The sequence below is a fragment of the Methylophaga sp. UBA1464 genome, from assembly GCF_002325665.1.
In the GTDB taxonomy this organism is placed as follows: Bacteria; Pseudomonadota; Gammaproteobacteria; order Nitrosococcales; family Methylophagaceae; genus Methylophaga.
The window spans coordinates 25,300-39,077 of the sequence record NZ_DCSO01000077.1 but is presented as its reverse complement, the minus strand read 5'-3'; the positions used below and the strand labels follow the sequence as shown (position 1 = coordinate 39,077).

The following is a 13,778-nucleotide window of genomic DNA, read 5'->3' as shown; positions in this document are numbered from 1 at the left end:
AGATTATGCTGGCCACTGCGGGTGGTAGCTATCGGATCTCCGAGTTGCTAAGCGCATCAGACAGTCTGCTGGAGAGTCCGCTGGCCGTTGGCATGATCATCTGTATTCTGTTGGGTACGTTTACCAAATCCGCTCAATTCCCTTTTCATTTCTGGTTACCCAATGCGATGGCGGCACCAACTCCGGTATCGGCCTATCTGCATTCCGCCACGATGGTGAAAGCCGGGATTTATTTGATGGCACGTTTGAATCCGGCATTTACCGAACATGCTGTTTGGACATTCTCTCTTAGCCTGTTTGGTGCCATCACCATGTTTGTCGGAGCCTATCTGGCCTATAGCGCGACCAATATCAAGAAAGTACTGGCCTATTCCACCGTAATGGCACTCGGCACATTGACCATGCTGCTTGGAATCGGCACCGGATATGCGTTGATTGCTTTTGCCTGTTTCCTACTGGCTCATTCATTGTACAAGGCGGCGCTGTTTATGTTGGCAGGCGCAATTGACCACGAAATTGGCACTAAGGATTTAACCCTGATGGGTGGTTTGCGAAGTAACATGCCACGTACTGCGCTGATAACTGCCCTCGCCGCTTTATCGCTTGCCGGGATGCCACCCTTATTTGGCTTTATCGCCAAAGAAGCCATGTTTGAAGCGGTACTGGGCAATGATAATTATCAGTTATTACTCCTCATATTGGCCCTGGCCGCCGCAATGCTGGTCATGGCGATTGCTGCAGTCGTGGCGATTAAACCTTTTTACGGGGAATTACGCCCCACACCGAAAAAACCTCATGAAGCGCCTATGGCAATGTTGATAGGACCGTCGATTCTGGCGGTATTGTCGCTTATATTTGGTTTGCTGCCCTGGGTTCCCCAAAACGCCATTCTAAGCGCGACCGTCAATGCGATTTCAGTAGCTCCAGCCAGTTTGTCATTGGCCTTATGGCATGGCTTTAATCTACCGTTGCTGTTATCGGTGATTGCTCTGGCTGGCGGTATCCTGCTATTTATGGTCTGGCAAAAAATACGGCCAGCCATCGGTAATCTGACCACACAACTAAGTCATTACGGACCGGAAGCTGGCTATTTCGGCATGATGAATGGTATCACCGGGATCGCCAGCTGGCAGACCCGGTTGCTGCAAAAGGGCAAATTAGGTAACTACATGATTGTCATGATCCTGACCACGGTGATTCTGGTCGGCTACACCTTGCTGAGTCAGTATGGTTTGAATGTGTATCTGAATGTTGAAGGTGTGGCGTTTTATGAGCTTTCCATTGCTTTACTGATGCTAATGGCCACCCTCTACGCCATTTACACCCCTTCACGCTTAGGGGCAGTCGCCAGCATGGGCGTTCTGGGTTTTACTGTAGCGTTGGTGTTTATTCATTTCAGTGCCCCGGATTTGGGCATTACCCAAGTTCTGGTAGAAACTCTCACGGTTATTTTACTGATACTGGTGTTATTTAAACTGCCGGGGTTCTCTCGGTACTCAAGCCGCTATGAAGTGATTCGGGATGCCAGCGTTGCGGTGCTGATGGGCGTGTTAATGACATTACTGATACTCGCAGCAATCGATGTGCAGTTTTTTGACTCCATATCAGACTTCTTTATCGAGTCCAGTTACCCGCTGGCCAAAGGCCGCAATATCGTCAATGTCATTCTGGTTGATTTTCGGGCACTGGATACGCTGGGCGAAATCTTTGTGCTGGCGATTGCTGCTCTTGGTGTTTTCTCAATGCTCAAACTGCGTGCTGAGGAGAAGTCATGAACGATAAAAAAACCAAAATAATGACTTTCAATACATTGATCCTGCACACGGCAGCTTTGTTTCTGTTGCCATTGCAGTTAATTTTTTCAGTGTTTTTATTATTACGCGGTCACGATGAACCAGGCGGTGGTTTTATTGCCGGGCTGGTCGCTTCGGGTGCTTTTGTGTTGTATTTATTTGCCCATGGCGTGGCATCAACGCGTGAAATCATGCGCGTCGAACCACGGGACTTACTGGCGTTAGGACTCTTGTTGGGGCTGGCAGCCATGTTTCCGGGCATGTTCCATGGTGAAGCATTTCTTACGGCCCAATGGTGGGAGTTTTCACTGGGTGAAACCGACATCAAATTATCAACGGTATTGATTTTTGATATCGGCGTTTATTTTGCGGTATTGGGGACGATTTTGACTATCGTGATGTCACTGACGGAGTCTGAAGAGTGAACGATAAACTGACTATTCGACAGGAGCTATCCGTATGGAATCACTGATGGCTTATGTGATCGGCATTCTGTTTGCAGCAGCGATTTATATGATGTTACGTCGCTCAATCGTCAAACTGGTTATCGGCCTGATTATTCTCAGCAATGCGGCCAACCTGCTGATTTTTGCCGTTTCCGGGATGACCCGCGGGGCTCCACCATTAATACCTGAAGGTGCGGCTGCCCCACTGGGAATCATTGCCGATCCTTTGCCTCAGGCATTGATCTTGACCGCCATTGTTATTGCCTTTGGGGTATTGGCCTTTGCCGTGGTTTTAATCCACCGGGCTTATGAAGTGGTGGGTAATGATGATCTGGACCAAATGAAGGATACTGACACTTGAGCCCGGAAGTTGTTTTACCCATTATCATCCCGTTATTGGCAGGCGCTTTAACGTTAGCCTTCTGGCGTTCAACGTTTTATCAGCGCTGGATTAGCCTGTTCGCCACCACCGCTTTACTCGGATCAGGCATCTGGCTATTAAGCAGTATTCGTGAAACTGGCTTTGTAGTGATGCAGATGGGCGGCTGGGCGGCACCGTTTGGTATCACCATTGTGGCCGATTTGCTAAGTGCGATCATGATCGTGTTAACCGGTATTATCGGTCTGGCGATTGCAGTTTTTTCCATGGCAGCCACACCTGATAAACATCAGAAATTCGGCTATTTCCCGTTAATGCATCTGTTACTTGCCGGGGTTGCCGGTTCTTTCCTGGCCGGCGATATATTCAATCTGTTTGTCTGGTTTGAGGTGATGTTGCTGGCCTCATTTGCGCTGTTGACCTTGGGCGGCGAACGCGCCCAGATGGAAGGCGCGATTAAATACGCCACGTTGAACCTGTTTTCATCAGCGATATTTCTATCCGCCATCGGCTTGTTATATGGCATGGTTGGTACGCTGAACATGGCCGATATTGGTGACAAACTGAGTCAGGTAGAACATACCGGCATGGTCAATGTGCTGGCGATGATGTTTCTTATTTCGTTTGGCATTAAAGCCGCTGCCTTTCCGTTGTTTTTCTGGTTGCCAGCGTCTTACCATACCCCCCTGGTTGGTGTGTCCGCATTGTTTGCCGGATTACTGACCAAAGTCGGCGTTTATGCTTTATACCGGGTGTTTACGCTGATATTCATTGGCGATACCGGCTATACCCACACTATTTTGTTATGGATCGCTGTGCTGACAATGCTGACCGGTGTATTGGGTGCGGCGGCACAGTTTGAGTTTCGCCGGATTCTGTCATTTCATATCGTCAGCCAGATTGGTTACATGCTGCTGGGATTGGCGCTATTCACACCATTAGCCATTATCGGTGGGGTGTTTTACATCATGCATCACATTATCGTGAAAACGAATCTGTTTTTGATTAGTGGTGTGGTGTATCGACTGTTGGGCAGTTATGACCTGAAAAAGCTGGGCGGAGTTTATAAACAACGTCCATGGCTGGCGATTTTATTTCTGATCCCTGCCCTGTCGCTTGCCGGTATACCACCATTATCAGGTTTTTTTGCCAAGTTTCTGGTGATACGGGCCGGTCTTGAAGTGGACGCCTGGATAGCGACCGGTACTGCCCTGTTAGTCGGACTGTTGACTTTATATTCAATGATCAAAATCTGGGCCGAAGTGTTCTGGAAAAAATTACCGGAGGGTATAGATGATTCTCGTTTAATCAGTAATCGAACAGACTCGCAATTATTGGTCATGCTGATACCGGTGGTTGGCTTAACCTTATGCACTTTGTACATTGGTCTGAATGGTGAGCCCATTTATCAGTTAGCCAGTGATGCTGCTGATCAATTATTAAATCCAGCAGCCTACATTGAAGCGGTGCTGGGAGAAAACTTATGATCGGTTTTTTCCTGAATATCGTGCTGGCCCTGTGCTGGGTGGCGTTAACCGGCAATTTTGGGGGGCTGAATTTTATATTCGGTTTTGCACTGGGCTATATTGTTCTGGCCATCTCTCAAAATCAATTACCCTCACTGAGTGGTTATGCTCAACGCTTACCATTACTGCTTAGGTTTGCCGGTTTTTTTATCAAGGAACTGGTTAAGGCCAACTACAAAGTCGGTTTTGATATTTTGACCCCACCCTGGCATATGCAACCAGGAGTTATCGCGTTTCCATTGGAAGCCAAGTCAGATTTTGAGATCACGATGGTGGCAAACTTTATTTCGTTAACCCCCGGGACATTAACGCTGGATATTTCAGATGATCGCCGGGTGTTGTTTATTCATGCGATGTTTCTGCAGAATGAAAAGGAACTATTAACTGACTTGCATGAAATCGAACAGCGTTTACTGGAAATATTACGCTGAGGAGCCTGCATTGAGCACATTTATTATCAATCTTGTCTATCTGATGCTATCCAGCGCTCTGCTATTGGCATTTATCAGAATGGCGAAAGGCCCTTCATTGCCGGATCGAGTGGTCGCATTAGAACTCATTGCTTCCATCGTAGCCGGTATTGTCGGCGTTCATGCCATCGATACCGGAGTCAGCAGTTTTCTGGATGTAGCGATTGTATTAGCGCTGACTGCTTTTCTGGCCGCCATTGGCTTTGCCCGCTTTCTGGAACGTGGAGGACCGCGTGATGACTGACATACTGGTCGCTTTTTTTCTGATTTCAGGCGCAGCGTTAATGTTACTGGCCGCCATCGGTATCATTCGCCTGCCGGATCTTCCGACAAGAATGCACGCCACCACCAAATCCGGGGCACTGGGAACCAGTCTGATAATGATTGGCGTGGCGGTCTATTTTGCTGATACCACCGTGGTTACTCGTGTAATAGCGATTATTGCGTTTATTATTCTGACGGCACCCGTTGCAGCGCATGTGATTGGCCGGGCGGGTTATTTTGTCGGGGTGCCCTTATGGAAAGGTACGGTAAAAGATGAACTGCAGAAGAATTATGATCCACAAACCCATGCTCTGAGCAGTGGTTTGGAAAAACCAACATCAAATAAAAAACCAGACTGAAATAAAAAAACCTTTTTATTCAGGAAATAACCGGCTGGCTCCGCTATGCCCCTTAGGATCCCCTATTAACCAGATTTGCTCAAACGGATGTGCTTCGGGCAGGACTATCTGATGCCGGTGCTTTTCAAAATCCTTTTGCTGCCACAAAGCATTCATATTACGCAACACCAACCATACACGTTGGCTATGATAGTTTTTCTCCGCCTTGCTGGCGAGTACAGCATTTAACGCTGCGATCAAACGGCGATTGACCGGTAATTGTGTCAACTGATGCAAGGCAGCCAGCATCTTGTCACCCGCTCCTCTGCCGAGAATGAGTCTGGCCTCGGCTTCACTGCCGTAAATGTGGGCGATTTCCAGATCCAGCTTGCTGTCATTCAGGTAACAGCTGACATCAGGCTTGCGTGGCAGATTATGCCAGATATGTCGCATTGGAATGCCAGTCTGCTTTTCATAAAACCGCATAAACAATCTGGCTGCTTCATGCTCCAGATAGATCTTTTCCTGAATACTGCTGTTCATGGAAACAATTTCAAAGGTAATCAATTACTCTGTTTGTGGTTCGGGTAACAAAGCTGGCGTGCTATCCATATAGGTGAGATAACTGTGCCATATCTGATGAGTACGTAATTTTGTCATCCGAATAGAGCAGCTTAATCCCATAATGCTGCGGATGGTCCCATCTCTCCAGATATCATAAAGTGAACTGCATTGATCCTTGCGGTAAGTCAGCCAACTTTGCTGGGCCTTATCGATAGAGTCAACAATCAACTCATCTTCAGCATAACGTGCTCTGGCTTCTGCAAGATAATGCTGTAATTCAACTTCCTGTTGCTCCAGTTGCTGTGTCAGACATTGTCCAATCTCATAGGTGTTATTGGCGTTTGGGCAATCATTCGCGGCTAACAACGGTCCTGAGAGGCATAACAGGAAAAAGCTCATAATTTTCATAAACACTCCAACGCCCGGGACCAGAAACTTTGGGGAAAGTTAAGCGTGTCTCAGCGACTCGCCTCAACGTCTTCAACAATACACATATTCCTGCCTTGCTTTTTAGCTCTGAATAATGCGGTATCAGCACGGTTAAACACTTTTTCAGTGTTATCTCCTTGATGAAAAGTAGCGACACCGGCAGACACGGTGATTGGCACCGGCTTGCCATCATATAAAAATCGTGTGTTGTTGATTTCCTCGCGAATCTTATTGGCCAGCACTTCCGTGTCAGCTAACGCGGTAGCCGGAAATATGCCAACAAACTCCTCGCCACCGTAACGGGCCACAAAATCAATTTCACGGGTGGAAGTCGATAAAATTTCGGCAATGCGGATTAAGATCTTATCGCCAGCCAGGTGACCAAGACTGTCATTTATCTGTTTGAAATTATCAATATCCCAGACCACCAGGCTTAATGGATGTTTGTAACGCTGCCAGCGAATATATTCTGTTTCCAGGGCATCCATCAGTGCCTGACGGTTACTGATGCCGGTCAACGTGTCCTTACGAACCATTTCATGGGCTTTGCGTATGCCATCCTGTAGCGATTTGGTTTCAGCTTCCAACTCCTGAAGCCGATCGGTCAGTTTTTTTATTTCCTGTTGTGATTGGTAATAACGCGTCTGATCAGCATTACGATATTCATCGACCGCACCGCATAAGGCGGTTAAACGCTGACGAATAATGGATTTCAGCTCACGCGGTTCACTGGTGACATCAATCTGTTTATAAATATCATCCAATCCCGCATCAACCTTTTGACTTATTTTCTGGCGTTGCTGAAAAGCCTCTTCATCATCCTTTACCGTCAGTCGTAACAGATCATCAAGTTCATTAATGCGATCACTTAGCGTCGCCAGAAAAGCGCGATATTCTAGCTGCTGCAGCTGTGCCTGAGCCCCTAGCGCATTTATCAGGCTGGTCAGCGAATCAATGATTGTCGGTAATTTCTTTTTTGCCGGCTCGGTCTGCAGTTGCGCTTTTATTTCCTGGAGCTGGTCATTGAACATCTCCGGTATCTGCAAATTATCTATCATGCCGCATAACAACAGTGATATTTCAGTATTAACTTTGCTAAACCCAAGCTTTTGCAACAGTCCCGAACGGTTTTTTTCGACCACGGGTGTAACAGAAGCCTTGGAAATAATTGATTCCAGCAGGTTGACAGATTCCGGTAAAAGCTCACGCGCCTGATGACTGGAAGCATCTTTGAGTTGAATCAGCAGATTATCAACACGGGGCTGTGAATCCGCTGGAAAGCTTATGGATAACAGAAGATGTCGTAACAGTTCGGAGGCATCGGAACTCTGAGGACTCTCATCCATTAGGTTGATGCATTGCTGGATTTTTTCCAGAATATCGCTAATTTGCTCAACGTTTTTTTGGCTGCGTAACTCACGTCGAAGGGCATGCAGCTGTTTGTCCAATGCGGAATCAATGCCTTCTGCAACTAAAGCCAGTCGTCCAAGACTACGTTCCAAAAGTTGGGTATAGGTTGTTTGTTTCTCATCACTTGCAAGCAACTCAAGATACTTCTGCTTCCATTGCTCGAGTTTGCTTTCCAGTTCTTCTGTCGTCATGGGTCCAACCTTTTTTCAGGTATATTGTCCATATTTTAAACAGGGATATTACAACAGCTTCGAAAGGATCTATACCTAAAAGTTAACGCAATGTGAAACAAGCCCGTAATAATTCAGCAAGTTGAAACCTTTCGCTGAAATATGTTCGTTGTTTTATCAGTACAAAATCTTATGTGATATTAGCATTTACTGTATATGTTTAACCCGCTGTAGTCTTAGGGCATTTAACACAACAGAAACCGAGCTGAATGCCATTGCTGCACCGGCCAGCCAGGGCGCCAGTAAGCCCGCTGCCGCAATTGGAATGCCCAGAGAATTGTAGGCAAAGGCCCAAAACAGGTTTTGACGAATATTACGCACGGTCAGATGACTTAACTGTATAGCGGAAGAGACAGCATTTAAATCAGTTCGCATCAATGCAATATCTGCTGTTTCAATAGCCACATCGGTGCCGCTTCCCAAGGCTATGCCGATATCCGCCTCAGCCAGTGCAGGTGCATCATTGATACCATCACCAACCATTGCTACAACCTGACCCTGTTGACGTAATTCACGGATTTTATCAGCTTTGTGTTCAGGTAAAACTTCTGCAATCACGTTATCTATGCCCAGCTCCCGGGCAATTGCCTCAGCGGTAAGTTGATTATCACCGGTTAACATAACAACCTGCAGACCACGTTTTTTCAAGGCAATAACGGCTGTTTCTGCCGTCTCTCTTACTGTATCCGCAACCGCGATCAACCCAATCACTTGCTGATCCACAGCAATCAACATGGCCGTTTTCCCCTGTTGCTCCAACTGCTGTTGTTGATGTTGCCAGCCCCCCATATCAATGCCATTTTCCGACATCAGTTTTTTGGTACCCAGCTTGATTTGTGAAAGCTGGCTATTGAGTTCAACACTGGCCATCACGCCATGACCACTCAGCGACTTGAAATCATTAATGACTATTGATTTAGCGCTGAGTGCTGTTAAACCCTCGACNNCCTCTGATTTGGCCTCTATTGAACTCACCACAGCGGCTATAACCGATTGATCATAATCCTCGGCCACCACAAAATCCGTTAAGGCGGGTTTTCCCTCAGTGAGCGTGCCGGTTTTATCAAACACAATCGTGGTCAGAGATTGGGTTAATTCCAGAGTATCGGCTTGTTTAAAGAGAATACCGGCCTCAGCGGCACGGCCTGAACCCGCCATGATGGATGTGGGTGTGGCTAAACCCAGGGCACAGGGACAAGCAATGACCAGAACAGCCACCATGGTTTCCAATGCTCTGCCAATATCGCCGGGGGTAAACCATAACCACCAAAGCAGGAAAGTGATAAGGGCAATCATGACCACCACGGGTACAAAAATGCCTGACACTTTATCTGCCATACGCTGGATGGGTGCTTTGGAGCCTTGCGCCTGCTCCACTACCCTGACAATCCGTGCTAATGCAGCCTCTTCCCCCAGATGGGTAGCGCGAACCCGTAAAAAACCATTTTGATTAAAAGTCGCGCCGACAACTTTATCATTGACGCTTTTTTCTACGGGCATGCTTTCGCCTGTCAACATGGATTCATCGACTGCCGATTGCCCCTCAACAATGACACCATCAACCGGAATCTGCTGCCCGGGTTTAATCTGCACAATATCACCCTGTTGCAGTTCTTTGACTGACACCAATTTTGTCTGACCGTCAGCTGATTCCTTTAATGCCTGTTGGGGCTGGAGTTTTAACAGTTTTTTGATGGCTTCTGAAGTATGACCTTTGGCCCGGGCTTCAAACCATTTACCCAATAGAATCAGCGTAATCAACACTGCGCTGGTTTCAAAATACAAACCATCATGCGCCGCCATCGCGCCATAGTTGAAAGTCAGCCATAAACTGTAAAAATAGGCGGCTGAGGTACCCAACGCCACCAGTACATCCATATTGGCACTGCGATTTTTTAAAGCGTAATAACTGCCTCGATAGAACTGCCAGCCAATAATAAACTGCACCGGTGTGGCTAATGCCATTTGCACCCAGGCGTTCATTAATAATGTTGGAATCGGTATACCGCTGGTCCAGTTGAAATGTCCGACCATGCTGTACAGCAAAGGCAGTGACAAGATGGCCGCCGCGATAAACTTATAAAACTGTTTTTGTTGCAGCTGCTGGTTTGAATCCGTCTGCGGGTGTTCGATATCAATCAACTGGGCGGCATAGCCAGCCTTTTCGACCGTTATTATCAAACTGTCGGCATCCAGATTTTCACCACGAATAGTGGCTTTTTCATTAGCGTAATTAACCTGAACAGACTTCACAGCAGCCGCTTTTTTCAAGGCTTTCTCAATGCTGTTGGCACAGGCGGCACAACGCATACCGCTGAGTTGCAGTTGAATAATTTGCTGGGCCATTTTAATTCCTGTTCGCAGAAAATCTGTGGAGTAATATTTTAAGATTGGGTCAGCAGGCTTGATTACAAGTTTACAGCGGCCATACCCACAAAATAACTGGTACGGCGGTCAGGATCACCAAAATAGATAACGGTAAACCCAGTCGCCAGTAATCGGTAAAACTATGCCCCCCCGGTTCCATCACCAGAGTATTGGATTGATGTGCGATGGGTGTCAGAAAAGCACAGGAAGCGCCTATCGCCACCGCCATCAGTAATGGGTCTGCTGACACATCCATGCCACTGGCCACACTGATAGCTATCGGTGCGGCTAATATCGCCGCCGCAGCATTATTAATAATATTTGACAGTAACATAGTGGCGACCATCAATATGATGATGGTCGCTGCTGGCGGTGTCGATTGAGCAAGATTCAACAAAAAGCTGGCAATCAATTCGGAGCCCCCGGTGGTTTCCAGAGCCTGTCCTACCGGCAGCATCGCCGCCAGTAAAACAATGACCGGTAAATCCAGACTTTGATAAATTTTTGTTACGGGCAGCAAGCCCGTAAAAAACATTGCCACCACCCCAGCAACCATAGCCGTTGCCGTGGAAACGGTATCAAACATGATCAGCGCAATAACAGCAGCAAAGACCAGTGAAGCGATAACGACTTTTCTTGGCTGCCCTAACCGCAGCCCCCTCGAAGCCAAAGGCAGACACCCCAATTCCACCATGACCGACTTGAGTACCTCCTCACTGCCCTGCATCAATAAAATATCACCTGCAACAAAACGAATCTGATGAAGACGTTGTTTCAGCTGATGACCTCGCCGTGCGACAGCGAGGATATTGATCCCGTAACGTTGACGGATCGATAAACTGCTTAAGGTATTTCCAACCAATAGTGAATCATGCGCCAGAATGGCTTCAACAACATCCAAGTCCCTGGTTTTTATTGATTCAGATGTTTCTTTCTCTGCTTCAGTTTGAGGATCCGTTTTATCGCCAGACAGTTTCAAACCCGTGATATCGGTCAACGCTTTCAAACTATCGGAATCTGCTTCAATCAACAGTACATCATCCTGCCGCAGAACTCGGTACATGGAGGGTGTGCTGAACCGCTCATCTTGACGGAGCAATGCCACTACAGTTATGTCAGCTTCATCTTCAACAGAGGTAACCAGATCCATCAAACTTCGTCCACTGTATTCACATTTTTCAGGCACCGTTAATTCTGTGAGGTAGCTGCTGATTTCAAATAACTCTTCTTCATTATTATTGACCTGTCGCTGCGGGGTAAGAAAGCGTCCCAGGAGTATCAGGAAAATAACGCCGACAACGGTTATCGCTATACCCACGGGTAAAAAATCGAACATGCCAAACGCAGGGGAATCTGTTTGAATACGATAACTGGCAATGATGATGTTAGGTGGCGTACCAATTAGCGTCAGGCACCCGCCCAGTAACGACCCAAATGCCAACGGCATCAAAAACATCGACGGTGAATGACCACTTTGACGGGACATCCAGATTGCCACAGGCATTAATAACGCCAATGCACCCACGTTGTTCATAAACCCCGAACAGATTGCCACAGTAATAGTCAGGGCAGCCATCTGCAGGGTGGGATGATTGCCAACACGGGTGAGTTGTCTGGCGATAGCGTCAACCACTCCGGCATTCACCAGTGCTTGTCCGAGAATCAATACCGCCGCCACGGTAATTACTGCAGGATGTCCCAAACCGGAAAACACCTCATCGGCCGGAATCAAACCGGTTAAAGCGACGGCTAATAATGCCAATACAGCAACCACGTCATAACGCAACCTGTCCCAGATAAACAAGCCGAGCGTTGCTGCCAGTACCGCGAAAATAATGATTTGATCAGTGGTCATCACAATCCTTTTACCCAGCAATATAACAGCTTGTTTTATGAACAGCTTTAGGGCGTGTTTATCTTCAACATTAAAACATGCCTGTCTGCATCTGCTAGACTCAATCGATATTTCATTATTGAACTACGGAGCGTTTATGGCCCACGAAGAGCTGCACCTGAATTTACGTAATCTAACATTAGAGGATTACGATCAGCTCAAAAATCTGATGGACACTGTGTACGATGATATTGGTGGCGCCTGGCCTCAACCCACCATTGAAGGATTGATCAATCAGTTTCAGGATGGGCAAATCTGCATAGAAGACTCAGGGGAATTAATTGCTGTAGCGCTAACCGTCATGGTCAGTTATGAACGATTCAGCAATCCGCACACCTATGATGATTTAATCCTGAAAAATGACAAAATCTGGCATAACCCAAAAGGTGACTCATTGTATGGACTGGATGTTTTTATCCACCCTGAATATCGTGGCTACCGGCTGGGCCGCCGTTTGTATGAAGCACGTAAGGAATTGTGCCGTTCAATGAATCTGCGCGCTATTCTGGCCGGCGGGAGAATCCCCAATTATCACAAATTTGCCGACAAGCTTTCACCTGCCGAGTACATTGAGCAGGTCTCACGAAAAGAAATTTATGACCCCATTTTGACATTTCAGCTCTCCAATGATTTTCAGGTGATGCGTTTGATGCATAAGTATTTACCAGAAGATAAAAAATCACTGGGACATGCCACGTTACTGGACTGGAATAATATTCTTTATACCCCGCCAACGTCATTGCTGGATGTAAAAAAAACTCAGGTTCGATTAGGTGCAGTGCAATGGCAGATGCGTGAATTTCATTCGGTAGAGGAAGTACTTAAACAGGTCGAGTATTTTGTCGATGCATTATCGGATTATAAAAGTGACTTTGCGCTGTTTCCCGAGTTTTTTAATGCACCTTTGATGGGGCTCACCGATCAAATGGATCAAACCCGGGCAATTCGTTATCTGGCAGGCTTTACCGAGCAGTTCCGTAATGAAATGTCTGACATGGCGGTCAGTTACAATATCAATATTATTACCGGTTCAATGCCGCTACTGGAAAATGACCGGGTCTATAACGTGTCCTATCTTTGTCATCGTGATGGCCGGGTTGACGAACAACGCAAAATCCATATCACACCCCATGAACGCCGTGACTGGGTCATTGAAGGCGGCAACAAGTTTCAGGTGTTCGAAACCGATGCCGGGCGTGTTGCCATTATGATTTGCTATGACATTGAATTCCCTGAACTGGGCCGAATTGCAGCAGATCAGGAAGTGGATATTATTTTTGTACCGTTCTGGACTGACACCAAAAACAGTTATCTGCGCGTTCGTCATTGTGCCCGTGCACGCGCTATCGAAAATGAATGTTATGTGGCAATTACCGGCAGTGTGGGCAACTTGCCGAAAGTTGAAAACCTGGATGTACAGTATGCCCAGTCATCGGTGTTTTCTCCTTCCGATTTTGCTTTTCCACACGATGCGATAATGGCTGAAACTACACCGAACAGCGAAATGATCATGTTTTCCGATCTGGATCTGGATAAACTCAAACTGGTGCGAAACGAAGGTGCAGTCACCAATCTGAAAGATCGCCGGGCCGATCTGTATGAGCTGTTTGTCAAACAAAAGGATTAAACAGCTTATCGCACCCGACATTATTCGGGTGCGATAAAGAT

13 protein-coding genes are annotated in these 13,778 nt (G+C 46.9%); 8 read left to right on the top strand and 5 right to left on the bottom strand.

All coding sequences use genetic code 11. The features are described 5' to 3' along the window. The 7 genes from mbhE to mnhG all read left to right on the top strand — a co-directional run. Window positions 1-1,775 (top strand): hydrogen gas-evolving membrane-bound hydrogenase subunit E (gene mbhE / locus B3O33_RS09365; RefSeq protein WP_292363489.1); only part of this gene is annotated, 1,775 nt, incomplete at its 5' end. After that, window positions 1,772-2,218 carry a Na+/H+ antiporter subunit B gene (locus B3O33_RS09360; protein ID WP_292362433.1) on the top strand — a complete coding sequence of 149 codons (447 nt, stop codon included), beginning with the start codon at window positions 1,772-1,774 and terminating at the stop codon, window positions 2,216-2,218. The genes mbhE and B3O33_RS09360, both read left to right, overlap by 4 nt. Window positions 2,219-2,252: 34 nt before the next feature. Further along, window positions 2,253-2,600, top strand: coding sequence for a Na+/H+ antiporter subunit C (locus B3O33_RS09355; protein ID WP_069295530.1), 348 nt, complete (start codon window positions 2,253-2,255; stop codon window positions 2,598-2,600). After that, a complete protein-coding gene (locus B3O33_RS09350; RefSeq protein WP_292362432.1) occupies window positions 2,597-4,105 on the top strand; it encodes a Na+/H+ antiporter subunit D in 1,509 nt (502 codons plus the stop codon). The genes B3O33_RS09355 and B3O33_RS09350 overlap by 4 nt, the downstream gene beginning before the upstream one ends. Beyond that, entirely contained in the window at window positions 4,102-4,575 is a 474-nt protein-coding gene (locus B3O33_RS09345) for a Na+/H+ antiporter subunit E (RefSeq protein WP_292362431.1), read from the top strand. The genes B3O33_RS09350 and B3O33_RS09345 overlap by 4 nt, the downstream gene beginning before the upstream one ends. Window positions 4,576-4,585: 10 nt before the next feature. Beyond that, on the top strand, window positions 4,586-4,858 hold the full coding sequence (locus B3O33_RS09340) for a monovalent cation/H+ antiporter complex subunit F (RefSeq protein WP_292362430.1): 273 nt from the start codon (window positions 4,586-4,588) through the stop codon (window positions 4,856-4,858). Beyond that, the gene (gene mnhG / locus B3O33_RS09335; RefSeq protein ID WP_292362429.1) at window positions 4,851-5,237 is read left to right on the top strand and encodes a monovalent cation/H(+) antiporter subunit G; all 387 of its coding nucleotides are present in this window, start codon (window positions 4,851-4,853) and stop codon (window positions 5,235-5,237) included. Before B3O33_RS09340 ends, mnhG begins: the two co-directional genes overlap by 8 nt. A 15-nt stretch (window positions 5,238-5,252) precedes the next feature. On the opposite strand, the gene B3O33_RS09330 is transcribed toward mnhG, so the two are convergent. From B3O33_RS09330 to B3O33_RS09310, 5 genes are all read right to left on the bottom strand, one after another. Continuing rightward, window positions 5,253-5,759, bottom strand: a complete 507-nt coding sequence (locus B3O33_RS09330; RefSeq protein ID WP_292362428.1) for a hypothetical protein — start codon at window positions 5,757-5,759, stop codon at window positions 5,253-5,255. Between the two features lie 24 nt (window positions 5,760-5,783). Continuing rightward, window positions 5,784-6,188 carry a lysozyme inhibitor LprI family protein gene (locus B3O33_RS09325; RefSeq protein ID WP_292362427.1) on the bottom strand — a complete coding sequence of 135 codons (405 nt, stop codon included), beginning with the start codon at window positions 6,186-6,188 and terminating at the stop codon, window positions 5,784-5,786. Window positions 6,189-6,238: 50 nt separating this feature from the next. Further along, window positions 6,239-7,810, bottom strand: a complete 1,572-nt coding sequence (locus tag B3O33_RS09320) for a GGDEF domain-containing protein (RefSeq protein ID WP_292362426.1) — start codon at window positions 7,808-7,810, stop codon at window positions 6,239-6,241. A 186-nt stretch (window positions 7,811-7,996) separates the two neighbouring features. Continuing rightward, window positions 7,997-10,195: a heavy metal translocating P-type ATPase gene (locus B3O33_RS09315; protein WP_292363488.1), complete on the bottom strand. Its 2,199-nt coding sequence runs from the start codon at window positions 10,193-10,195 to the stop codon at window positions 7,997-7,999. A 70-nt stretch (window positions 10,196-10,265) separates the two neighbouring features. Beyond that, window positions 10,266-12,071 (bottom strand): SLC13 family permease, encoded by a 1,806-nt coding sequence (locus B3O33_RS09310; RefSeq protein ID WP_292363486.1) that lies wholly within the window; start codon window positions 12,069-12,071, stop codon window positions 10,266-10,268. A gap of 136 nt (window positions 12,072-12,207) precedes the next feature. On the opposite strand from B3O33_RS09310, the gene B3O33_RS09305 reads away from it, so the two are divergent. After that, entirely contained in the window at window positions 12,208-13,737 is a 1,530-nt protein-coding gene (locus tag B3O33_RS09305; RefSeq protein WP_292362423.1) for a bifunctional GNAT family N-acetyltransferase/carbon-nitrogen hydrolase family protein, read from the top strand. The last annotated feature ends 41 nt before the right edge of the window (window positions 13,738-13,778 follow it).